The following is a 20590-nucleotide window of genomic DNA, read 5'->3' on the forward strand; positions in this document are numbered from 1 at the left end:
TCGAGTTCACTGGTACGGTGTTCGAGTTCATCGCACACCGTACGAGAGAGGCCGTCATGACCGAGCGCAATCCGCGGCGCTGGCTGATCCTGGGCGTGCTCTGCCTGAGCCTGCTGGTCGTCGTCGTCGACAACATGGTGCTCAACATCGCGATCCCGTCGCTGATCCGCGACCTCGGCGCGAGCACCGCCCAGATTCAGTGGATCATCGACGCGTACATCCTGGTCTTCGCCGGTCTGCTGCTCACCGCGGGCAGTCTGTCGGATCGGCACGGCCGCCGCCGGGGCCTGGTCATCGGCCTGATCGTGTTCGGCGGCGCCTCGGTCCTGGCCACGCTCTGCCAGACCCCGGCCCAGCTCATCGCCGTACGGGGCCTGATGGGTGTGGGCGCGGCGTTCCTCATGCCGGGCACGCTGTCGATCCTCACCACCGTCTTCGCCGAGGACGAACGCAAGAAGGCGATCGCCATCTGGAGCTCGGTGCTCATGCTGGGCGCGCTCGGCGGACCCAGCCTCGGCGGTTTGCTGCTCGAGCACTTCTGGTGGGGCTCGATCTTCCTGCTCAACGTGCCGATCGCGATCCTCGGCATCATCGCCGCGCTGGCCGTCATCCCCGAGTCGAAGGGCACGGCCGGCCGGCCCGACCTGCTCGGCGCGCTGCTCTCCACAATCGGCATGGGCGCCCTGGTCTGGGGCGTGATCTCCTCGGCGCAGGACGGCTGGACCTCCGCCCCCACCGTCGGCGGCTTCGTGATCGCGGTCGTCGCCCTGACCGCGTTCGCCGTCTGGGAACGCCGGGTCGCCGAGCCCATGCTGCCGCTGCACCTCTTCCGCGACCGCAACTTCGCCGGAGCCAGCCTGTCGATCGTCCTGCTGTCGTTCTCGGCCGGCGGCGTGCTGCTGGCCCTGACGCAATACCTGCAGTTCGTCCTCGGCTACGAGCCGCTCAAGGCGGGCACGGCGTTCATCCCCATGATCGTCACCGCCATGGTCTTCAACGGCGTGGGCGTGGTCATCGACAAAAAGCTCGGCACCCGTACGGCCCTGGCCGCCGGCCTGCTGCTGATGGCCGCCGGTTTCGCCATCCTGACGACGCTCACCCCCGGCGACGGCTACGGCAAGCTGGCGATTGCTTTGGTCGTCATGGGCATGGGCAGCGGCACCGCCGGCCCGGCCGCCTACGGCACGCTGATGTCGGCGCTGCCTCCCGACCGCGTCGGCGTGGGCTCGGCCGTCAACGACACCGTGCAGCAGGTCGGCACTGCGGTGAGCGTCGCCGTGCTGGGCAGCGTGCTGACCGCGACGTACCGAGCGGCCATGCCCACCGACGTGGCCGCCCAGGCCCGCGACTCGATCGGCGACGCCCTGCGGATCGCCGCCACCACCGGGGACGCGGGCCTGGCGCGGGTCGCCCAGGACTCGTTCGTCTCCGCGATCGCCTCGACGTCCCTGATCGGAGTGGCCGGGGGTGTCGTGGCTGCTGTGGTGGCCATAGCCGTCCTCCGCCCCAAGCCTCGGCCCATCAACTCTCCGGACGAGCCGCGGACGCCCGATTCGTCTACCGCCCTGTCTTCACCGTCGGCCCCATAGCTCGCCGGCATCGTGGCCCCACTTACTTCGCCTCGAACAAGGGCTCGCCCGCACCGCCATGTTGCTGGAACGACATTGAAGGCTCCGCGCATTCGCCCGCAGGCGCTTTTCGTCGCCGCGCCCGTGGCCGTGGCGCTCGGATGATCACCACCAGAAGACAGGGGCCCGCCCACCGGGGGTCCCCCACCCACCACCATTATCCCGTGTTCGGCTGATCTTCAGGGGTGGCCTGTGGATAACTCTGGCCCTGTGGACAACGGAAACAATCTTCGAACAACCGTACTAGCATGGCGGCATGACCAGCACCTATCAGCCGTCGATGTTCGATCTGGCCGGCGACGCCGGGGGTGAGCCGGCCTGCGGCGTCGGCGAACTGGCCGGGCGCATCACCCGTCATCAGCTCACCGCCGGCGCCTGGGTCGACGTGCTGCCGGGCTGGTTGCACGGTTCCGACCTGGTTTTCGAGACACTGCTGGGCATCGACTGGCGGGCCGATCGCCGGCAGATGTATGACAGCGTCGTCGACGTGCCGCGGCTGCTGCGGTGGTATGGCGGCGACGAGGAGCTCCCGCATCGTGCGCTCACCGAGGCCAAGCAGGCACTCAACACCCATTACGCCGACGAGCTGGGCGAAGAGTTCGTCAGCGCCGGCATGTGCCTCTATCGCGACGGCCGTGACAGCGTCGCCTGGCACGGTGACACGCTCGGCCGGTCGGCCCGCCACGACACGATGGTCGCGATCGTCTCGCTGGGTTCGCCGCGAAATCTCTCGCTGCGCCCCCGGGCCGGCAACCACGAGACGCTGCGGTTCCCGCTCGGCCACGGCGACCTGATCGTCATGGGCGGCTCGTGCCAGCGCACGTGGGAGCACGCCATCCTCAAGACAGCCAAGGCCGTCGGCCCTCGCATCAGTGTCCAGTTCCGGCCGATCAACGTCGCCTGACCCAGCCACCGCAACCGGGCGCTCCCCCGCAGAGGCGGGCGCCGGCGAGTCACACGGCGGCCCCCGCAGAGGCGGGCGAGTCACACGGCGGCCCCGCAGAGGCGGGCGTTGGCGAGTCACATGGCGACCGGCGACCCGGCCGACCGACGAGCGCCGAACCAGCAGGCAGCGTTGACTTGTGCGCGAATGTTCGGCGTTGTCCGCAACATCAATGTCACGTCCTGCGAGATGAGCCGGACAGATCAGGGAGAACTGAATGACGCGTCCCACCATGCGCATCAGCGGCGCAACGATCGGTGCGCCGGATCCGGGCGGCCTGGCCACGTTCTACAGCGAACTGCTCGGTTGGTCCAGCGAGATCCATAAGAACTGGTCGCAGGCCAGGTCGCCGGGGGGCGACGGACTGTCCACGCTCAACTTCGAGATCGAGCCGGACTACGTGCGCCCGACTTGGCCGAGCCAGGCCGGTCAGCAGCAGATCATGGCGCACCTCGACATTGAAGTCGATGACCTGGCGGCGGCGACAGCGTGGGCCGAACAGCACGGGGCGGTGCTGGCGGAATATCAACCACAGAGCGACGTGCGGGTCATGCTGGATCCCGCGGGTCACCCCTTTTGCCTGTTCGCGCAGGACTGAGTTCGACCGTCCGGCCAATTCGCCGGCCGAGCGGGTCTGCCGCATAACGAGCGGGTCTGCCCCATAAATTGAAGCCGGCCCGGCGTTCCTGCACCGGGCGACGTTCTGCCAGAAGTGGGCCGCCTGCACCGGGGTCCGGGCTGCCTTTCTCGTAGGAGGCAGTCCGGTCCCGGCAGATCAGCCCGTCCACCACCGGTTCCGGCATCCCGCCCGCGTACTTGCTCGCCCGTCCGGCCTAAGGCCAGTCGCCGGGAGTGTTCGTCATGTGCGGACAGCGGCGAGTCAGCTGTCGACCTGTTCGGCGAAGGCATCCCGGGCGGCGCGCTCTCAGGAAAGTTCGGACCGGCCGCGCGGCCGCCGAACGTGCATGGAAACAACTTGGAAACAGGCGGTTGACGTGCGCGGGGAGAAAGTTACACTGCCAGTGTAAATAGTTGACCTTCACGCTCCACTGAGGACGGCTGTGCCCGAAGTCGGCGCGTCCGTTCGTTAGGCCACTCCGCCGCCCCCGAGCCGAGGTGACCATGTCAACGGATTCCGCCGCGCAAGGGTTAGCCCTTCACCACATCACCGTTCGTTTCGGTGGCCTGCTTGCTCTCGATGACGTCTCGTTGCGTGTCCCGCCGGGGCGTGTGGTCGGGATCATCGGGCCCAACGGCGCCGGCAAGACGACTCTTTTCAATGTCATCAGCGGGTTTGTCGCGCCGCAGTCGGGCAGCATGACGCTCGACGACAAGCCGTTCCGGGCCCGGCCCCATCAGCTGGCCGGGCACGGCATTGCGCGCACGCTGCAGGGCGTCGGGCAGTTCGACGGCATGACGGTCCTCGACAACGTGCAGGTCGGCCCGCGCAGCGAGTCGGATGCCTGGGACGCTCTCGAGCGGTGTGGCGTGGCCGAGCATGCGCGCAGTTTTCCCAAGGCGCTCCCGTACGCGAAACGCAAGCGAGTCGAACTGGCCCGCGCTCTCGCCGCCAAGCCGCGCATCCTGATGCTCGACGAGCCGGCCGGCGGGCTCGACACCGACGAGATCCGGTGGCTGGCCGATCTGATCAGGGAGGCCGACTGCACCGTCCTGCTGGTCGAGCATCACATGGAGCTGGTCATGTCGGTGTGCGACGAGATTCTGGTGCTCGACTTCGGCAAGCCGATTGCGCTGGGCACCCCGGCCGAGATCCGCGCCAACGACAAGGTCGCCGAGGCCTATCTGGGGGCCGCCGCATGACCGGGCCGCTGCTCGAGGTCGAGGGCCTGACCGCCGGGTACGGCGCCGCGCCCGTGCTGCACGACGTCAGCCTCACGGTCGAGCCGGGCCAGATCGTCGCCGTGCTGGGCGCGAACGGCGCGGGCAAGTCGACGCTGCTGCGGGCGCTTTCCGCGATGATCCCGGTGGAGAAGGGCAGCATCCGCTTCGACGGCACCGACCTGCGCCGGCAGAAGGTCGAGCGGATGGTGCGTCTCGGCATCGCGCACGTCCCCGAGGGGCGTGGCGTCGTCACCGAGCTGACCGTCGAGGAAAATCTGCGTCTCGGTGGTCTCTGGCGCAAGCCGCAGCCGTCGCTGGATCCGATCTACGAGTTGTTCCCGCGCCTGGCCGAGCGCCGCCGGAACGAGGGCCATCAGCTCTCCGGCGGCGAACGTCAGATGCTGGCGATCGGCCGCGCGCTGGTCGCCGAGCCGAGGTTGCTGCTGCTCGACGAGCCCTCGCTGGGCCTCGCGCCCAAGGTCACCGCCCAGATCATGGGGCTGCTGCGCGATCTGCGCGATCGCACCGGCCTGGCCGTGCTGCTGGTCGAGCAGAACGTGCGCAGCGCGCTGTCCATCGCCGACCAGGGGATCGTGCTCTCGCTGGGCCGCATCGTCACCCGCCACGACGCCGCGACGCTCGTCGACAACGACGAGCTCCGGCACGCCTACCTGGGGTTCTGACATGGACCGTTTCCTGTTCCTGACCTTCGACGGGCTCAGCCGGGGCGCCGTCTACGCCGCCTTCGCGCTGGCCCTGGTGCTGATCTGGCGGGCGGCCCGGATAGTCAACTTCGCGCAGGGCGCCATGGCGGTCGCGACGGCGTACGTGGGCTATTCGGTGGCCGACGCGACCGGGTCGTACTGGCTGGGGTTCGTCGTCGCGATCGTCGCCGGGCTGGTGCTGGGGGCCGCGGTCGAGCGGGTCGTGATGCGCTTCGTCGACCATTCGTCGCCGCTCAACGGCGTGGTGGTCGCGCTCGGGCTCGTGCTGATCATCCAGGGCGTTCTCGGGATGATCTACGGCAACGAGTTCCGGCCCGCCCAGGCCCCGTTCAGCCGGGACGCGTTCGAGATCGGCGGGGTCGCGCTGCTGTCCCGCTACGACCTGTTCGTGTTCGGCGCGGTGGGCGCGGTGGTCGTCGTTCTCACGCTCCTTTTCACCCGTACGCCGACCGGGCTGCGCATGCGGGCGGCCGCGTTCGCGCCCGACGTCTCCCGGCTGCTCGGCGTCTCCGTCGGCGGCATGCTGACGCTGGGCTGGGCACTGGCCGCGGCGGTCGGCTCGCTGGCCGGGATGCTCGTGCTCCCGACCGAGCTGGGCCTGCACCCGACCGCGATGGACATCGTCTTCATCTCGGCGTTCACCGCGGCCGTGCTGGGCGGCCTCGACAGCCCGATCGGCTCGGTGCTGGGCGGCCTGCTCGTCGGTCTGCTGCTCTCCTACATCAGCGGCTATCTCGGCGCCACGGTCGCCCCCATGGCCGTCCTCGCCCTGCTCGTGATCGTCCTGCTCAGCCGGCCGGACGGCTTGTTCGCCCGCTCGAAAGCGAGAGCCGCATGAGCGAGAACCGCATGAGCGAGCACCGCGCGAGCAAGGACCGTACGAGCAGCAAGGACCGCACGAGCGACCGCGCCGGAAAAGCGCCAGGAGGCCTCTCATGACCGCCGTCCAAGCTCGGGCCGGAACACAAACCACCGTCCGGTCCCGTCCCAGGCGCCTGCATCCGCTGATCGTCGTCGTGGCCGGCGCCATCATCGTGGTCGTCCTGACCTACACGCTCCCGCCGTTCCGCACCTATCAGCTCGCGACCGTAGGGGCGTACCTCTGCGTCACGGCCGGGCTCACCGTCCTGACCGGACTCAACGGCCAGCTCTCCCTCGGTCACGGCGCCTTGATGGCGACCGGCGCGTACACGCTCGCGCTCTGGCAGAACAAGTTCAACCTGCTCGTCGTGGGCATCGTGGTCGCGATCCTGGTGACCACCGCGGTCGGGGCGGTGATCGGCCTGGCCGCCGCGCGTCTTCGCGGGCCCTATCTGGCCGGCCTGACGCTGGCCGTGGCGGTCGTCGTCCCCAGCATCACCAGCACGTTCGACGAGACGTTCAACAGCGATCAGGGCCTGTCGGTGATGCTCAACCCGCCGCCCGAGTCGATGACGAACGAGCAGTGGCAGGCCTGGGTGTGCTGGGGTGGCGCGCTGATCACGGTCCTCGCGCTGGCTTTGCTGACGCGCGGGCGCTTCGGGCGCGACATGCGGGCCGTACGCGATGACGAGACCGCGGCCCGCCTGGCCGGCGTCAGCGTCGCCCGTACGCAGGTCTCGGCCTTTGTCGTCTCGGCCGCGTGCGCCGGTCTGGCCGGCGCCCTGTTCGCCGTCATCGCGCAGAGCGTCTCCCCCGGTGCTTTCCCGCTCACCCTGTCCCTCTTCCTGCTGATGGCGATCGTCATCGGCGGCCTGGGCCGATTGACCGGCGCGCTGATCGGCGCGGTGCTGCTGGTGGCGTTGCCCGCGGTCGCGCACGAGATCGGCGAGGCGGCCGGCTCGCAGCGGCTGGAGGGCAACCTCGCGCTCACGTTCTTCGGCGTCGTTCTGGTCGTCGTCATGCTCGCCGCACCCGGCGGTCTGGCCTCGCTACGCCTGCCCGGCAAGAGAAGCGGGGCGGGCCCGGGCGACACCGGCAAGCCGCGCTTTCCCTTCAAAAAGAAAGGCCACCGATGAAACGCACCGCGACCGTCCTCGCCGCCGTGCTGCTGGCCGCCGCCGCCTGCAGCAACTCCGACAACGGCGGTGGAGGCAGTAGTGCCGACACCCCCGGGGTGACCGACACCGAGATCGTCGTCGGCACGCACATGCCGCTGACCGGTCCCGCGGCCGCCGGCTATTCCAAGATCGCCCCGGCGACCAAGGCCTACTTCGACTACGTGAACGCGAACGGCGGCGTACACGGCCGCAAGATCACCTACAAGATCATGGATGACGGCTACAACCCGGCCAACACGCAGCAGGTCGTGCGTCAGCTGGTGCTGCAGGACAAGGTGTTCGCGATCCTCAACGGGCTCGGCACCCCGACCCACAGCGGCGTGCTCGACTTCCTCAAGACCAACCGGGTGCCGGATCTGTTCGTCGCGAGCGGCAGCCGCAGCTGGAACCAGGCCGACAAATATCCGGGCACGTTCGGCTTCAACCCGGACTACACCGTCGAGGGCAAGATCCTGGCGACCCACGTCAAGGAGAAGCACGCCGGCAAGAAGGTCTGCTTCCTGGGTCAGGACGACGACTTCGGACGGGACAGCCTGGCCGGCATCGAGAAGGTGCTGGGCCCGGTCGCGGCCAAGCAGTCGTACGTGACCAGCAACCCGAACGTCGGGCCGCAAATCGGCGCGCTCAAGGCGGCCGGTTGCCAGGTCGTGATGCTGGCCACCGTGCCCGGCTTCACCGCGCTGTCGATCGGCACCGCCGCCAAGATCGGGTTCAAGCCGCAGTTCGTGGTGAGCAACGTCGGCTCCGACCCGACCACGCTGGCCAAGACCCTCGGGGCCGCCGCGCCGCTGCTCGAGGGCGTTGTCGCGGCGAACTATCTGCCGCTGGTCAACGACACCGCGAACCCGTGGATCCAGCTCTACACGAAGGTCAACAAGGAGTTCAACAGCGGCGCCGAGATGGACAACAACGTCGTGTACGGCATGTCCGTCGCGTACCTGTTCGTCCAGTCTCTGCAGTCGGCCGGCAAGGATCTCACCCGCGACGGCATCATCGCCGCGGTCGAGAAGGGCGGCTTCACCGGGCCCGGTCTGGTGCCGGTGCGCTACTCGGCCGACGACCATTCCGGGTACGGCGGCGAGCAGCTGACCACCATCAAGGGCGGCGTGGCCGAGTTCCTCGGGAAGCCGTACCGCACCGATGACGGCGACGGCGCGGTCGAGGTCTACGAGGCGGCCCCGGTGGCCCCGCCAGCGAACGGCATCCCGGCTGCCTAAGGTGGGCTGCGGGACCAACTGATCAATAACGAGCAAGGGAGCGGCGATGGCGGACCAAGTGGCGATCGTGACCGGGGCCAGCAGGGGAATCGGGTTCGCCATCGCGCAACGTTTCGTGGCCGACGGATACAAGGTGTGCATCACCGGCCGGGACGCGGCGGCTCTCGACTCCGCCGCGAAGGACCTGGGCGGCGCCGAGGTCGCGATCGGCGTGGCCGGCAAGGGCGACGATCCCGATCACCGGGCCGCGGTGGTCGACACCGTGCTCGGCCAGTTCGGCCCGGTCACCACGCTGGTCAACAACATCGGCATCAACCCGGTGTACGGGCCGCTGGCCTCGATCGACCTGGGCGCGGCCCGCAAGATCTTCGAGGTGAACGTCGTCGGCACGCTCGGCTGGGTGCAGGAGGCGCTGCGCGGCGGGCTGGCCGACGGCGGTTCGATCGTCAACATCTCGTCGGTCTCGGGCGTACGCCCCGCACCCGGCATCGGTTTCTACGGGGTGACCAAGGCCGCGCTGATCCACCTGACCGAGGAACTGGCCGTCGAGCTGGCCCCCAAGGTGCGGGTCAACGCGGTCGCCCCGGCCGTCGTCAAGACCAAGTTCGCGTCCGCCCTGTTCGAGGGCCGCGAGCAGGAGGTGTCGGCCGGCTATCCGCTGGCCCGCCTGGGCGTACCGGAGGATGTCGCGGGCGCGGTGGCGTTCCTCAGCTCGGCCGACGCCGCCTGGATCACCGGGCAGACCATCGTCCTCGACGGTGGCGTCACGCTGACTGGGAAGATGCAGTGAAGCGGGTCGTGGTCACCGGCGCCGGAGGCGGGATCGGTGCGGCTCTGGCCCGCCGGTTCGCCGCCGAGGGGGCCGAGGTCATCGTCAACGACCTCGACGCGGACGCGGCCGAGGCGGTGGCCAGCGAGATCGGCGGCCTGCCGGTGGCGGGCGACGCGGCGAACGAGGACGACACCCGCCGCCTGATCGACACGGCCTGGGACGAGCTGGGCGGCATCGACCTGTTCTGCGCGAACGCAGGCACCCTCACCGCCGGCGACGAGAGCACCCCCGACGACGTGTGGTCCCGCGACTGGAACGTCAACGTGATGTCGCACGTCTACGTCACCCGGGCCCTGTTCCCCCGGTGGCTGGACAGCACCGAGCCCAAGCGCCTGGTCATGACCGTCAGCGCGGCCGGCCTGCTCACCCTGCTCGGCAGCGCGCCCTACGCAGTCACCAAGCACGCCGCCCTGGCCTACGCGGAATGGCTGCGGGCCAGCTATCACCACCGCGGCATCACCGTGCAGGCCCTCTGCCCGCAGGGCGTCCGCACCGACATGCTGACCCGCGGCAGCGCCCGGGGCAGCGCGAGCGCGGCCCTGCTGGCCGAGAGCGCGCTGGAGCCCGACGAGGTCGCGGCCAAGGTCGGCGAGGCGCTCGAGGGCGACAGCTTCCTGATCCTCCCGCATCCCGAGGTGGCCGAGTTCTATCGGCTGCGCGCCGCCGACACCGACCGCTGGCTCGGCGGCATGAACAAGATGCAGCGCGCGTTCGAGGGCGGCAGCCGGTGAAGGGACTCGACCTCGAACGACTGCGGGACTACCTGGGCAGCACCCGCGAGCTGACCGGCCGCATGTTCGCGGGCGGACGATCCAATTTGACGTACGCGGTGTCCGACGGCGAGCAGCGCTGGGTGCTCCGCCGTCCGCCGCTGGGCCACGTGCTGCCCACCGCGCACGACATGACCCGCGAGCACAAGGTGCTGGAGGCCCTGTCGAAGGCCGGGTTCCCGGCGCCGCGCCCGGTCCTGCTGTGCACCGACACCGACGTGATCGGCGCCCCGTTCTATCTGATGGAGCACGTCGACGGGAAGATCTACCGCGACGTCGCTGACCTGCAGGCGCTCGGCCCCGACGCGATGCGCACGTTGACCCTGTCGCTCGTCGACACGCTGGCCGACCTGCACGCGCTCGACCCGGCGGCGATCGGCCTGGCCGACTTCGGGCGGCCCGAGGGCTTCAACCAGCGGCAGGTCAGCCGGTGGAAGAAGCAGCTCGACGCGTCCCGCAGCCGCGACGTGCCCGGCATCGACGAGCTGCACGCCCGGCTCGCCGTCGACATCCCGGCCGGTGGCCCGGGCACGGTGGTGCACGGCGACTTCCGCCTCGACAACGTCCTGATCGGCGACGAGCTGCAGGTCAACGCCGTGCTCGACTGGGAGATGTCGACGCTGGGCGACCCGCTGAGCGACGTCGCGCTCATGCTCGTCTACGCCGACCTGCCGCTCAACGTGGCCACCGACGGCGTGCCGGCCGCGCCGCTGCGCGTGCCCGGCCACCCGAGCCTGGCCGAGCTGGGCGCGCGCTACGCCGAGCGCAGCCGGCGCGACGTGAGCGATCTGCACTGGTACGTGGGATTCGCCGCATTCAAGCTCGCGGTGATTCTCGAGGGCGTGCACTACCGATACGTTCAGGGCCAGACCGTGGGCGAGGGTTTCGAGACGATCGGCAACATGGTCGGCCCGCTGGTCATGCGCGGCCACGAGGCGCTGGAGGGACACTGATGGACTTCGGCTTCGACCCCACGACCGAGGACTACCGCAAGCGGCTGCTCGCCTTCATGGACGAGCACATCTATCCGGCCGAGGCTTCGTTCCACAGCTCCCCGGCCGACGCCTGGTCGCCGCCTCCGATCCTGGAGGAGCTCAAGGCGGCGGCCAAGAGCGCCGGTCTGTGGAACCTCTTCCTGCCCGGCGAACACGGCGCCGGTCTGACCAACCTCCAGTACGCGCCGCTGGCCGAGATCACCGGACGCAGCCCGGCCATCGCGCCGGCCGCGCTGAACTGTGCCGCGCCCGACACCGGCAACATGGAGGTGCTGGCCGAGTTCGGCAGCGACGAGCAGAAACAGCAATGGTTGCGACCGCTGCTCGACGGCACGATCCGCTCGGCCTTCGCGATGACCGAGCCGCAGGTCGCGTCGTCGGACGCCACCAACATCGGCACCCGGATCGAGCGCGACGGCGACGAGTACGTCATCACCGGGCGCAAGTTCTACATCACCGGCGCCATGAACCCGAACTGCAAGATCTTCATCGTGATGGGCAAGACCGACCCGGACGCTGCCCGACACGTGCAGCAGAGCATGGTTCTCGTCCCCCGCGACACTCCCGGGGTGACGGTGAAGCGGGGCATGACGGTGTTCGGCTACACGGACGGCGATCACGGCGGGCACGCCGAGGTGCTTTTCGAGGGCGTACGGGTGCCGCGGTCGAACTTGATCGGTGAGGTGGGCGGTGGGTTCGCCATCTCGCAGGCGAGGCTGGGCCCGGGCCGCATCCACCACTGCATGCGCCTGATCGGTATGGCCGAACGCGCGCTCGAGCTCATGTGCACACGAGCCCTCGCGCGCACCCCGTTCGGCAAGCCGCTGGCCGAGCAGGGCGTGGTGCAGGACTGGATAGCCGAGTCGCGGGTGCGCATCGAACAGGCCCGGCTGCTGGTGCTCAAGGCGGCCTGGCTGATGGACACGGTCGGCAACAAGGGCGCGCACACCGAGATCCAGGCCATCAAGATCATCGTGCCGCAGACCGTGGAGTGGATCGTCGACAAGGCGATCCAGACACACGGCGCGGCCGGGGTCGGTCAGGACACACCGCTCGCGTCGTTGTGGGCGGGCGCCCGTACGCTCCGGCTGGCCGACGGCCCGGACGAGGTGCACAAGCGCTCGCTGGCCCGGCGGGAGCTGAACCGCTACCGGACCGCCTCATCGTGACCGGACAGCCGCGCGTCGACGGTCGTACGGCCCGGTCCGAACGCACCCGGAACGCCATCGTCGACGCGCACCTGCAGCTGATCGGCGAGGGTGATCTGCGCCCGACCGCCGACCGCATCGCCAAGACGGCCGGCGTCTCGCTGCGGGCGCTGTGGAGCCACTTCGCCGACATGGAGGCGTTGTTCACCGCGAGCGGCAAGCGGGTGCTCGAGGTGCGCGACGCCGCCTACCGCCCGATCGCCCCCGAACTGCCGCTGGCCGAACGCATCGACGCCTACTGCCGTCAGCGGGCCCGCCTGCTGGAACAGATAGGGCCTACGGCCAAGGCGGCGGCGATCAAGGAACCGTTCTCCGAGACGCTGCGCCGCTATCGCCGCATGCACGTCAAACGCGTCCGCGACGAACTGGCCGAGCTCTTCGCCGACCGGGTGCGCGACAACGACGAACTGCTCGACGCGCTCACCGCCGTCAGCATGTGGCCGACGTGGTCGACGTGGCGCGAGACGATGGGCCTGCCCGTCCCGGCCGCGCGGGCCGCGCTGTCCCGCACGATCACGTCGCTGCTGGACGGGGCCGGGCGTTCCGAAGCCGGATCCCGCTGAAGCCGAGCGTGCTCCCCACCACCTCGTCCCAGAACGGCCACAGGCGGTCGAGCACGCGCAGCTGAATGCCGGCTTCCGCGTGCGCGGCGAACAGGTCACCCACCGGGTCGGGCGGGCCCAGCGGCTCGACCGCCTCGGTGGCGACCATCGCGTGCGGTTCCTCCCCCGGCGAGGCGATCGGCCGGAACCTCGCCTCCGGCAACCGATAGGCGAAGAGCTTCACCGTACGCAGGGCCTCGAGCCAGCCGTACTCGATCGCATGCACCCGCACACCGCAGCCGGCCCCGACGATGCGCTCGCGGTCCACTTCGGACGTGCCGTCGACAACCCAGGCCATCACCCGCGGGCATTGCCGCGGGAACCAGTAGTCCGGCGCCCGGTCATGACCCACGGCCCAGACGTACGCCTCCGCCTCGACCGATGTCGCCGCCACATGCGGCACGAACCGGGTGATGGTCGGATCCTCGCTGAAATGCAGAACTTCCCCGGCCCCAGGACGCATCCCTAGTTCCTACCGCATCGGCACGGCGGCGCCCTACATCTGCTCGATGTCCTCGCGGCCGTCCGGGCCGATCAGGCGCTCGCCCACCCAGAAGAAGACCGTGGCCACGGCGATCACGCCCGCGACCAGCAACCACCCGACCACGTCGGCCTCCCCGGAGAGTTGCTCACATCGTCGATCCGCGGGGCGGCGCCGCTGTCGCACACCCGGTCCGGGTCACCCCATCGCAGGTGTCGGCCGATCGGGCGATGTCGATCACTGTCGGTCGATGCCGGTCCGGCTCGGTGGCCGGTATGGTCCGAACGCCGCCCGGAGGTGATCGCGATGACGGTCTTCATCAGTCACTCGTTCCAGAACAAGCCCGAGTTCCAGAATGTCGTCGACTGGCTCGAGCGGGACCACGTGCCCTATTGGAAGCCGAGCGACATCAAGGCCGGCGAATCGTTGCGCGAGCAGCTGCGGGCCGCGGTGAAGTCCTGTTCGGTCTGCGTGTTCGTCGCGACCCACCGGTCGGTGGCGTCGAGTTGGTGCGGGGCCGAGCTGGGCGCGTTCTGGGGTGCGCAGGTGCCGATCGTGGTCTATCTGGCCGAGGAGTCCCTGCCGGAGGACGTGTTGCCGCCGATCGTCCGGGGTGATGTCTGGGAGCGACGGCTGTCGGTCGTGGTGGCGAGGGCCCGGGAGCTGAACGATCAGGCCACACAGGACGGGGCCGTGTCGCCCGCCCCGACGGCCAGCGTGGCGACGCTGACGGTGGAGCAGTTGGAGAAGCTGGTTCGCGGCGTTCTCTCGCTGGCCGAGGCGCAGATCGCGGACAGCGACAAGGCCGGTTCTCCACAGGCCGACTTCGCGGCGGCCGCGACCGTGGCGGCGGGCCGGGTGGTTCGCGGCGTCGAGGCCACCCGGCAGCTGGCCGACGACGGCCGGTGGCGGCGCGAGATCCTCTGGGTCGACGATCGGCCCTCCAACAACGGCCGGGAGCGGAAGGCGCTGGAGTCGTTCGGTGTCGAGTTCACGCTGGCCGAGTCGACCGCCGAGGCGCTGGACATCCTGGGCGGGCGCCGGTTCGCCGCGGTCATCTCCGACATGGGCCGGCCGGAAGGGCCCCGGGAGGGTTACCGGCTGCTGGAGGCGATGCGGCAGCGTGATGTGTCGACGCCGTTCTTCATCTATGCGGGGACGGCCACTCCGGAGCAGCGGCGGGAGGCATTCGCGCGCGGCGCGCAGGGGGCGACCAGTCTCGCCACCGAGCTGGTCGACATGGTGCTCGGGGTGCTGGAGGGCGAACCTCAGAGCGCGCGCTCGTAGCAGACCGAGATGGTGGAACCCTCGTACGGGCCGTAGAGGGGAATCTGCTTGTAGCCCTCGCGCTCATAGAAGCGGATCGCGTCGGGCTGGCCGGGGCCGGTTTCCAGGCGCATCGTCGTCCAGCCCCGGGCCAGTGCGCCCGCCTCCAACGCTCGCAGGATGGCGGTGGCCGTTCCCGTGCCGCGGGCTTCCGGCCGTACGTACATGCGCTTGATCTCGGCACTTGTGGGGGTGAGACGGCGCAGCGCGCCGCAGCCGATCGCCTCGCCGGTGGTGGAGACTGCCACCAGGAACAGGTCGATGTCGGCGGCGGAGGGGTGCGGGCCGGGCTCGTGGTCGCCGGGGCCGTAGCGGAGGTCCAGTTCGGCCTCCTGGGCCCGGCGCAGTTCGGAACCGGCGGGGTCGTCCCACGGGCGTTCCTCGATGGTCGTCATGATTCTCCCGGGAAGAGAACGGCGTAACAAGCGTTACGGTAACATCCGTTACGCGAGCGGGAAGTGGGTGCGTGGCATGTCACGGACGGCGGATCGGCCGGCCCAGGGGGAAGCGCTGTCGCGCGCGGTCTGGGACGTGCTCGCTCAGCAAGGCCTGGAAAAGTTGACCGTACGGGCGGTGGCCGCGGCCGCGGGATGCACGACGGGGCTGGTCATGCATCGCTTCCCGAACCGGCGCGCGCTTCTGCTGCACGCCCGCGAACTGCTGCACGAGAAGACCCGGCTGCGCGTCGAGGCACTCGAGGCCGAGACGGCGACACCTCGGGAGGCGCTGCGGGCCGTGCTGCGTCAGGGGCTCGCGACCGACCCCGGAACCGTCACCGAGAGCCTGGTCTGGATGGGTTTCCTGGCCGCCGCGGTGTCCGACGACGAGCTCATCGCCATGCACCGCCGCAACAACCGATCGTGGCGGGAACGGGTCGAGCGCCTGGTCGCGGCGGCCGCCCCGGACTGGACGGGCGAGCAGGTGCGGCCGGTCGCACTGGGGCTGATCGCGATGGCCGAGGGTGCGGCCGCGTTCGCCGCCGCCGACCCGGTCAGCTATTCGGCCGGGGATCAGTTACGCATGCTCGACACCGCCCTGGAGGCGTACGGACTAGGCGTCTCCGGCGATGCTGTTCAAGGTGCGGGCCAGGGCGTCGAGGTCTAGATCGCCCAGGTGGTCGAAGATGTGCCGGCGCACGCTGGCCAGGTGGGCGGGCCACGCCTCGCGCAGGCGGGCCAGGCCCTCGTCGGTCAGCACGGCGTTCCAGCCGCGGGCGTCCTCGTCGCATTTGACGCGCCGGACGAAACCGAGCGTCTCCAGCTTCGCCGCGAGCCGGGTCATGCCGCTCAGCGACATGTCGCAGGCCTGCGCCAGTTCGCTCATCCGCATGCGGCGGTGCGGTGACTCCGACAGGTGCCGCAGCACGCTGTATTCGCTGAGCGACATGCGCTGCTCGGTTTCCAGGTCGGCGTTCATCGCGCGAGGGAGCACGAGCAGGATCCGGCCGAACGCCCGCATGACCGCCTCTTCACTGGAAGAGAGCGCGGCGAGACCCGGCGGGAGGGCCGGATCGGGTGATGTAGCGGACATGAGGTTGATCGTAAGCCGCGGCAGCAGGAATAGTTGCTTGACGTAGCAAGTTAGAGCGCGAAGACACACCAGCGCCGCATCCCCAGGCAAGGAAGAAGATCATGACCAAGATCGGAATCATCCTCGGCAGCACCCGTCCGGGCCGCAACGGCGAGGCCGTGGCCAAGTGGGTCTACGACGTCGCGGCCAAGCGCACCGACGCCGAGTTCGAGCTGGTCGACCTCCTCGACTACAACCTGCCGCACCTCGACGAGGCGATCCCGCCGTCGATGGGCCAGTACACCAAGCCGCACACCATCGAGTGGGCCAAGAAGATCGACTCGTTCGACGGCTTCATCTTCGTCACCCCGGAGTACAACCACTCCACCTCGGGCGCTCTCAAGAACGCCATCGACTTCCTGTTCAAGGAGTGGAACAACAAGGCCGCCGGCTTCGTCGGTTACGGCTCGGTCGGTGGCGCCCGCGCCGTCGAGCACCTGCGCCTGATCGCCGGTGAGCTCATGCTCGCGGACGTGCGCGCCCAGGTCCTGCTGTCGCTCGCGACCGACTTCGAGAACTACAGCACCTTCCTGCCGAGCGAGCGCCAGGAGCAGGCCCTGACCCTGGTTCTCGACCAGACGGTGTCGTGGAGCAAGGCGCTCGAGACCGTACGCAAGGCTGCCTGAGGCGGATCGCCAAAGGTAACGCAAGACCGCCCGAAAAGGGCTTAAAGCACAAACGGCCCTCGGAGATGCTTGCATCCCGGGGGCCGCGGCGCACAATGCTTGGGTGCAAAACCAGACAACTAGTGACTCTCTGCAGCATTTGCTCGAAATGCCACGAAAGTCTTGGTGGGCGCGGCTGCCGTTCGGCGTACGGATGACAGCCGGCACGAGTGCGCTGCTCATCGTGGTCGGCGCCGGCGTGGCCGGAATCGCCGCTCTGACCGGGGGCGGGCCGGACGCGCCGCGGATCGTGACCGCCGTCGGCGACGCGGCCAAGTCGGGCACCGGAGGCGGGGACCCCGCAACCGGAGGCGAGCCCGCGACCGGCCCGGCCGCGACCACGGTCGAACCCGGAACCGTCACACCGCCGCCGCCCGCGGCCGGGTTCGAGGCCCCGCCCGCGGCCGGAGTCAATGCCCCGCCCCCGGCCGGAATCGCCGCCCCGCCGGCGGTCGCCGGGCGCGCGGCCACCGTCCCGCGCCTCTCCGACAAGGCCGATCGCACCGGCACGCGCGCGCCGCGTCCACCCGCGGGCCCGTCGAAGGCCGGCACCCCGGCCCGGCCGGCCGTGCCCCCCGCCGCCGGTCGGCCCGCCACTGCCGCGACGAACTCGGGCTCGGCCGCCGCTCCTTCGCAGCCGAGGGTGACGACGCGCACGGACGTCGACAAGCGCGAGGTCCCGTTCCAGACCCGGTTCGTCCGCGACCCGATGCTCCCGCGGGGCGCCCGCAAGGTGCAGGCCGCGGGCGTGCCCGGCGAAGAGACCCTGCGCTACCTGGTGACCCTGATCGACGGCCGCGAGTCCGACCGCAAGCTCCTCGACGTCACCGTCACCCGCGAGCCGCAGGACCGCCTGATCGCGTTCGGCTCCGGTCGCCGGTTCGGCCATCCGCGCGGCGGCTACTGCGACGAGAAGCGCCTCAGCCTGTGCGTGCCGTTCGGCCGCAAGGCGCCCTGCCCGGAGGAGAGCACGATCGCTCTCGACGGCTCGGTCGCCGTGCTCGACCAGGACCTTCAGCTGCTCGGCGGACAGGCCCAGCCGGAGCTGCCGCAAATGAATTGCGCGCGACCGGAGGCCCCCGCAGACTCACGCGGGTGAACGACTTCGACACGCTGCTCGACGAGGCCGCGGCCGTCCCGCTCGACGGCTGGGACTTCTCGTGGTTCGCGGGCCGGGCGACCGAGCAGCGGCCGTCCTGGGGCTACGCCGACCTGGTGGCCGAGCGGCTGACCGGCGCGGCCCGGGCTCTCGACGTGCAGACCGGCGGGGGCGAGGTGTTCGCGTACGCGATGAACAAGGCCCGGGCGGCGGGGACAATGGTCGCCACCGAAGCCTGGATGCCGCGGGTGGCCCGGCAAAGGGTGCCGCACGTGGTCGCGACCGACGGGTTGCCCTTCCGCGACGGCGCGTTCGATCTAGTGGTGAGCCGGCATCCGGTGAACACCGACTGGGCCGGGACGGCTCGGATCGTACGGGAGAACGGGCTCTTTCTGACCCAGCAGATCGGCGCCGGCAGCAACCGGGAGCTGTCCGAGGCGATGATGGGCCCACTGCCGCCGCCCGAGCGGCAGCACCCCGAGCAGCTGCGCGCGGCCGCCGAGGCAGCAGGATTCCGGATCACGCGGCTCGAGGCGGAACGGCTGAGCCTCGAGTTCTACGACATCGCCGCGGTGGCCCACTTCCTGCGCAAGGTGGTGTGGACAGTGCCCGGTTTCACGATCGCGAAATACCGGGATCGGTTGCGGGCCGTGCACGAGGAGATCACCGTGAAGGGCATGTTCGTCTCGCACGCCACCCGCGTCCTGATCGAAGCCCGCCGATGAGCCTGGACGACGCGCGCCTGGACGGGATCGCGGCCGAGGTGGCGGGCGTCCCCGGAGTCGTCGGCGTGGTGCTGGGCGGCAGCCGGGCCCGCGGCACGCACACCCCCGAGTCCGACACCGACCTGGGCATCTACTATCGCCGGCCGCTCGACATCGACGCTCTGGGCCGGATCGCCCGAGCTTTGGCCGGGGAGTCGGCGCAGGTCACCGCGCCGGGCGGGTGGGGGCCGTGGGTCGACGGCGGCGGGTGGCTCGAGGTCGACGGGAGCGCGCTCGACTTCATCTACCGCGACCTCGACCGAGTACGCGGCGTGGTGGCCGACATCGAGCAGGGCCGCTACGCCTTCCACCAGCAGGCCGGCCACCCGCTCGGGTTCGCCGATCACGCGTACGCGGGGGAACTGGCGCTCGGAAAGATCCTGAGCGACCCGGCGGGCGAGCTGACCCGGCTGCGCGACGATCTGCGGAGCTATCCCCCGGCCCTGTCGCAGGCCCTGGTGGCCGGGCTGTGGGAGGCCGACTTCCTGGTCACGCTCGCGCGCAAGGGCATCTCGCGCTCCGACACCGCCTTCGTCGCCGGCTGCCTGTTCCGGATGGTCGGCGTGTGCGCGCACGCCCTGCACGGCGCGGCCGGCCACTGGCTGATCAACGAGAAGGGCGCCGTGGCCGCCACCGCCAAGCTGCCCGGCGCGCCCCGGCGTTTCGACGAGCGGGTCGATCAGGCCTTCGCGGCGCTCGAGGGCGATCCGCTCAAGTTGCGCCTGGCCGTCGACATCGCGGCCGACCTCGTGCTGGACACGGCCGACGCCTGCATGATGATGATGGTCGGATGACTGCCGATCAGCCCACGATCCTGGCCACCAGCGCGTTCTTCGAGGTCGGCCCGTACGGCCCCGGCGACTGGCGCCCCGGCAAGATCCATCGGTTCGCGGCCGAGCTGGCCGGCGCGCCCGCCCGGCCCCGCATCTGCGTGCTGACCCAGGCCACCGGCGATCCCCAGGAGGTCATCGGCGCGCACTACCGGGCGTTCGCCGGCAGCGAGTTCATCGCCTCGCACCTGCAGCTGTTCCCGATGCCGAACGTCGCCGACATGCGCGCGCACCTGCTGGAGCAGGACATCATCTGGGTGCACGGCGGCAGCGTGGCCAACCTGTGCGCGCTCTGGCGGGTGCACGGGGTCGACCGGATCCTGCACGAGGCGTGGCAGGCGGGCGTGGTGCTGGCGGGGGTGTCGGCCGGCTCGATCTGCTGGCATCAGGGCGGCAGCACGGACAGCTTCGGACCGGATCTGCGCGGCTTCACCGACGGCCTGGGCTGGCTGCCCTATTCCAACGGCGTGCACTACGACGCCGAGGAGCAGCGGCGGCCCAAGATGCACGAGCTGATCGCCGACGGCACGCTCGGCGACGGGTACGCCACCGACGACGGCGCCGGACTGGTCTATCGCGGCACCACGCTGGCCGAAGTGGTGGCCGACCGGCCCGGCCCGCGGGGCTACGAGCTGAGGCGGTCCGGCGACGGCTCGGTGATCGAGACTCCGCTGCCCGCTCGCCTGCTATGAGGTGTAGTGCAGGATCACGTTGTGCACGTGGTGGGTCTTTTCCGAGCCGCGGAACTCGACCTCGTAGGTGTGCGTGCCGACCGTGATCGCGATGATGCCGGTGGAGAAGAACTGACCGGCCCAGCTCTTGTTGCTGACCACGCTGACGCTGCTCACCTTGGAGTACGGGATGCTCGTGATCGCGACGCGCTTACCGACGAAGGACTTGTCCTGGATGATCACGCGCCGGTTGGTCAGCCCGATGAAGCCGGTGCCGGCCCCGACCGCGTCGTAGACCGCGATGATCTGCTCCCCGTCCAGCAGGCCGCTCTCGATCTGCTGGAGCTGGCCCTTGCTGTCGTAAATCACTTCGCTCATGGCCCC

Annotated in this window: 24 protein-coding genes; 20 read left to right on the top strand and 4 right to left on the bottom strand. The window is 70.0% G+C overall.

From position 1 onward, the window contains the following. Nucleotides 1-56: 56 nt before the first annotated feature. The 13 genes from ACZ3I4_RS15295 to ACZ3I4_RS15355 all read left to right on the top strand — a co-directional run bounded on the left by ACZ3I4_RS15295 (nt 57) and on the right by ACZ3I4_RS15355 (nt 12762). Nucleotides 57-1589, top strand: coding sequence for an MFS transporter (locus ACZ3I4_RS15295; protein ID WP_465382542.1), 1533 nt, complete (start codon nt 57-59; stop codon nt 1587-1589). 295 nt (nt 1590-1884) lie between these two features. Continuing rightward, nucleotides 1885-2532 carry an alpha-ketoglutarate-dependent dioxygenase AlkB gene (locus ACZ3I4_RS15300; protein WP_465382543.1) on the top strand — a complete coding sequence of 216 codons (648 nt, stop codon included), beginning with the start codon at nt 1885-1887 and terminating at the stop codon, nt 2530-2532. Nucleotides 2533-2788: 256 nt separating this feature from the next. Then, nucleotides 2789-3169, top strand: coding sequence for a VOC family protein (locus tag ACZ3I4_RS15305; RefSeq protein ID WP_465382544.1), 381 nt, complete (start codon nt 2789-2791; stop codon nt 3167-3169). Nucleotides 3170-3693: 524 nt separating this feature from the next. Further along, nucleotides 3694-4392: an ABC transporter ATP-binding protein gene (locus tag ACZ3I4_RS15310; protein ID WP_465382545.1), complete on the top strand. Its 699-nt coding sequence runs from the start codon at nt 3694-3696 to the stop codon at nt 4390-4392. Then, on the top strand, nt 4389-5096 hold the full coding sequence (locus tag ACZ3I4_RS15315) for an ABC transporter ATP-binding protein (RefSeq protein WP_465382546.1): 708 nt from the start codon (nt 4389-4391) through the stop codon (nt 5094-5096). Before ACZ3I4_RS15310 ends, ACZ3I4_RS15315 begins: the two co-directional genes overlap by 4 nt. 1 nt (nt 5097) lies before the next feature. Continuing rightward, the gene (locus ACZ3I4_RS15320; protein ID WP_465382547.1) at nt 5098-5976 is read left to right on the top strand and encodes a branched-chain amino acid ABC transporter permease; all 879 of its coding nucleotides are present in this window, start codon (nt 5098-5100) and stop codon (nt 5974-5976) included. A gap of 97 nt (nt 5977-6073) precedes the next feature. After that, the gene (locus tag ACZ3I4_RS15325; protein ID WP_465382548.1) at nt 6074-7135 is read left to right on the top strand and encodes a branched-chain amino acid ABC transporter permease; all 1062 of its coding nucleotides are present in this window, start codon (nt 6074-6076) and stop codon (nt 7133-7135) included. Next, a complete protein-coding gene (locus ACZ3I4_RS15330; protein ID WP_465382549.1) occupies nt 7132-8394 on the top strand; it encodes an ABC transporter substrate-binding protein in 1263 nt (420 codons plus the stop codon). Before ACZ3I4_RS15325 ends, ACZ3I4_RS15330 begins: the two co-directional genes overlap by 4 nt. Nucleotides 8395-8440: 46 nt before the next feature. Further along, nucleotides 8441-9184 carry an SDR family oxidoreductase gene (locus ACZ3I4_RS15335; protein ID WP_465382550.1) on the top strand — a complete coding sequence of 248 codons (744 nt, stop codon included), beginning with the start codon at nt 8441-8443 and terminating at the stop codon, nt 9182-9184. Continuing rightward, nucleotides 9181-9957: an SDR family oxidoreductase gene (locus ACZ3I4_RS15340; RefSeq protein WP_465382551.1), complete on the top strand. Its 777-nt coding sequence runs from the start codon at nt 9181-9183 to the stop codon at nt 9955-9957. Before ACZ3I4_RS15335 ends, ACZ3I4_RS15340 begins: the two co-directional genes overlap by 4 nt. Continuing rightward, nucleotides 9954-10949 carry a phosphotransferase family protein gene (locus ACZ3I4_RS15345; RefSeq protein ID WP_465382552.1) on the top strand — a complete coding sequence of 332 codons (996 nt, stop codon included), beginning with the start codon at nt 9954-9956 and terminating at the stop codon, nt 10947-10949. The genes ACZ3I4_RS15340 and ACZ3I4_RS15345 overlap by 4 nt, the downstream gene beginning before the upstream one ends. Beyond that, entirely contained in the window at nt 10949-12160 is a 1212-nt protein-coding gene (locus ACZ3I4_RS15350) for an acyl-CoA dehydrogenase family protein (protein WP_465382553.1), read from the top strand. The genes ACZ3I4_RS15345 and ACZ3I4_RS15350 overlap by 1 nt, the downstream gene beginning before the upstream one ends. Beyond that, complete coding sequence (locus tag ACZ3I4_RS15355) at nt 12157-12762, top strand: TetR/AcrR family transcriptional regulator (protein WP_465382554.1); 606 nt, start codon at nt 12157-12159, stop codon at nt 12760-12762. The genes ACZ3I4_RS15350 and ACZ3I4_RS15355 overlap by 4 nt, the downstream gene beginning before the upstream one ends. Here the strand turns inward: ACZ3I4_RS15355 and ACZ3I4_RS15360 are convergent. After that, nucleotides 12713-13264, bottom strand: coding sequence for a DUF6886 family protein (locus tag ACZ3I4_RS15360; RefSeq protein ID WP_465382555.1), 552 nt, complete (start codon nt 13262-13264; stop codon nt 12713-12715). The genes ACZ3I4_RS15355 and ACZ3I4_RS15360 overlap by 50 nt on opposite strands. A gap of 324 nt (nt 13265-13588) precedes the next feature. Here ACZ3I4_RS15360 and ACZ3I4_RS15365 point away from each other — a divergent pair, with 324 nt between their 5' ends. After that, on the top strand, nt 13589-14569 hold the full coding sequence (locus tag ACZ3I4_RS15365) for a TIR domain-containing protein (protein ID WP_465382556.1): 981 nt from the start codon (nt 13589-13591) through the stop codon (nt 14567-14569). Here ACZ3I4_RS15365 and ACZ3I4_RS15370 read toward each other — a convergent pair. Next, the gene (locus ACZ3I4_RS15370) at nt 14551-15003 is read right to left on the bottom strand and encodes a GNAT family N-acetyltransferase (RefSeq protein WP_465382557.1); all 453 of its coding nucleotides are present in this window, start codon (nt 15001-15003) and stop codon (nt 14551-14553) included. The genes ACZ3I4_RS15365 and ACZ3I4_RS15370 overlap by 19 nt on opposite strands. Before the next feature lie 76 nt (nt 15004-15079). Here ACZ3I4_RS15370 and ACZ3I4_RS15375 point away from each other — a divergent pair, with 76 nt between their 5' ends. Next, complete coding sequence (locus ACZ3I4_RS15375) at nt 15080-15712, top strand: TetR/AcrR family transcriptional regulator (protein ID WP_465382558.1); 633 nt, start codon at nt 15080-15082, stop codon at nt 15710-15712. Here the strand turns inward: ACZ3I4_RS15375 and ACZ3I4_RS15380 are convergent. After that, the gene (locus ACZ3I4_RS15380) at nt 15659-16138 is read right to left on the bottom strand and encodes a MarR family winged helix-turn-helix transcriptional regulator (protein WP_465382559.1); all 480 of its coding nucleotides are present in this window, start codon (nt 16136-16138) and stop codon (nt 15659-15661) included. The two genes, ACZ3I4_RS15375 and ACZ3I4_RS15380, sit on opposite strands and share 54 nt — an antisense overlap. A 101-nt stretch (nt 16139-16239) precedes the next feature. Here ACZ3I4_RS15380 and ACZ3I4_RS15385 point away from each other — a divergent pair, with 101 nt between their 5' ends. The 5 genes from ACZ3I4_RS15385 (at nt 16240) to ACZ3I4_RS15405 (ending at nt 20227) form a co-directional block, all read left to right on the top strand. Further along, nucleotides 16240-16803 carry an NADPH-dependent FMN reductase gene (locus ACZ3I4_RS15385; protein ID WP_465382560.1) on the top strand — a complete coding sequence of 188 codons (564 nt, stop codon included), beginning with the start codon at nt 16240-16242 and terminating at the stop codon, nt 16801-16803. Between the two features lie 148 nt (nt 16804-16951). Further along, nucleotides 16952-17941 carry a G5 domain-containing protein gene (locus ACZ3I4_RS15390; protein ID WP_465382561.1) on the top strand — a complete coding sequence of 330 codons (990 nt, stop codon included), beginning with the start codon at nt 16952-16954 and terminating at the stop codon, nt 17939-17941. Further along, nucleotides 17938-18666, top strand: coding sequence for a class I SAM-dependent methyltransferase (locus tag ACZ3I4_RS15395; protein WP_465382562.1), 729 nt, complete (start codon nt 17938-17940; stop codon nt 18664-18666). Before ACZ3I4_RS15390 ends, ACZ3I4_RS15395 begins: the two co-directional genes overlap by 4 nt. After that, nucleotides 18663-19499 (top strand): nucleotidyltransferase domain-containing protein, encoded by an 837-nt coding sequence (locus tag ACZ3I4_RS15400; RefSeq protein WP_465382563.1) that lies wholly within the window; start codon nt 18663-18665, stop codon nt 19497-19499. Before ACZ3I4_RS15395 ends, ACZ3I4_RS15400 begins: the two co-directional genes overlap by 4 nt. Further along, entirely contained in the window at nt 19496-20227 is a 732-nt protein-coding gene (locus ACZ3I4_RS15405) for a Type 1 glutamine amidotransferase-like domain-containing protein (RefSeq protein ID WP_465382564.1), read from the top strand. Before ACZ3I4_RS15400 ends, ACZ3I4_RS15405 begins: the two co-directional genes overlap by 4 nt. Here the strand turns inward: ACZ3I4_RS15405 and ACZ3I4_RS15410 are convergent. Next, the gene (locus tag ACZ3I4_RS15410) at nt 20222-20584 is read right to left on the bottom strand and encodes a PH domain-containing protein (protein ID WP_465382565.1); all 363 of its coding nucleotides are present in this window, start codon (nt 20582-20584) and stop codon (nt 20222-20224) included. The two genes, ACZ3I4_RS15405 and ACZ3I4_RS15410, sit on opposite strands and share 6 nt — an antisense overlap. Nucleotides 20585-20590 lie beyond the last annotated feature (6 nt).

This window comes from Actinoplanes sp. NPDC021490 (genome assembly GCF_055562135.1).

What these genes read in the sequence shown, in the direction of transcription:
- ACZ3I4_RS15320 (WP_465382547.1), top strand. Translation starts at nt 5,098, where the DNA reads ATGGACCGTTTCCTGTTCCTGACCTTCGACGGGCTCAGCCGGGGCGCC.
- ACZ3I4_RS15390 (WP_465382561.1), top strand. Translation starts at nt 16,952, where the DNA reads ATGCCACGAAAGTCTTGGTGGGCGCGGCTGCCGTTCGGCGTACGGATG.
- ACZ3I4_RS15350 (WP_465382553.1), top strand. Translation starts at nt 10,949, where the DNA reads ATGGACTTCGGCTTCGACCCCACGACCGAGGACTACCGCAAGCGGCTG.
- ACZ3I4_RS15305 (WP_465382544.1), top strand. Translation starts at nt 2,789, where the DNA reads ATGACGCGTCCCACCATGCGCATCAGCGGCGCAACGATCGGTGCGCCG.
- ACZ3I4_RS15295 (WP_465382542.1), top strand. Translation starts at nt 57, where the DNA reads ATGACCGAGCGCAATCCGCGGCGCTGGCTGATCCTGGGCGTGCTCTGC.
- ACZ3I4_RS15410 (WP_465382565.1), bottom strand. Translation starts at nt 20,584, where the DNA reads ATGAGCGAAGTGATTTACGACAGCAAGGGCCAGCTCCAGCAGATCGAG.
- ACZ3I4_RS15400 (WP_465382563.1), top strand. Translation starts at nt 18,663, where the DNA reads ATGAGCCTGGACGACGCGCGCCTGGACGGGATCGCGGCCGAGGTGGCG.
- ACZ3I4_RS15405 (WP_465382564.1), top strand. Translation starts at nt 19,496, where the DNA reads ATGACTGCCGATCAGCCCACGATCCTGGCCACCAGCGCGTTCTTCGAG.
- ACZ3I4_RS15365 (WP_465382556.1), top strand. Translation starts at nt 13,589, where the DNA reads ATGACGGTCTTCATCAGTCACTCGTTCCAGAACAAGCCCGAGTTCCAG.
- ACZ3I4_RS15370 (WP_465382557.1), bottom strand. Translation starts at nt 15,003, where the DNA reads ATGACGACCATCGAGGAACGCCCGTGGGACGACCCCGCCGGTTCCGAA.
- ACZ3I4_RS15330 (WP_465382549.1), top strand. Translation starts at nt 7,132, where the DNA reads ATGAAACGCACCGCGACCGTCCTCGCCGCCGTGCTGCTGGCCGCCGCC.
- ACZ3I4_RS15360 (WP_465382555.1), bottom strand. Translation starts at nt 13,264, where the DNA reads ATGCGTCCTGGGGCCGGGGAAGTTCTGCATTTCAGCGAGGATCCGACC.
- ACZ3I4_RS15385 (WP_465382560.1), top strand. Translation starts at nt 16,240, where the DNA reads ATGACCAAGATCGGAATCATCCTCGGCAGCACCCGTCCGGGCCGCAAC.
- ACZ3I4_RS15380 (WP_465382559.1), bottom strand. Translation starts at nt 16,138, where the DNA reads ATGTCCGCTACATCACCCGATCCGGCCCTCCCGCCGGGTCTCGCCGCG.
- ACZ3I4_RS15325 (WP_465382548.1), top strand. Translation starts at nt 6,074, where the DNA reads ATGACCGCCGTCCAAGCTCGGGCCGGAACACAAACCACCGTCCGGTCC.
- ACZ3I4_RS15300 (WP_465382543.1), top strand. Translation starts at nt 1,885, where the DNA reads ATGACCAGCACCTATCAGCCGTCGATGTTCGATCTGGCCGGCGACGCC.
- ACZ3I4_RS15315 (WP_465382546.1), top strand. Translation starts at nt 4,389, where the DNA reads ATGACCGGGCCGCTGCTCGAGGTCGAGGGCCTGACCGCCGGGTACGGC.
- ACZ3I4_RS15375 (WP_465382558.1), top strand. Translation starts at nt 15,080, where the DNA reads ATGTCACGGACGGCGGATCGGCCGGCCCAGGGGGAAGCGCTGTCGCGC.
- ACZ3I4_RS15335 (WP_465382550.1), top strand. Translation starts at nt 8,441, where the DNA reads ATGGCGGACCAAGTGGCGATCGTGACCGGGGCCAGCAGGGGAATCGGG.
- ACZ3I4_RS15310 (WP_465382545.1), top strand. Translation starts at nt 3,694, where the DNA reads ATGTCAACGGATTCCGCCGCGCAAGGGTTAGCCCTTCACCACATCACC.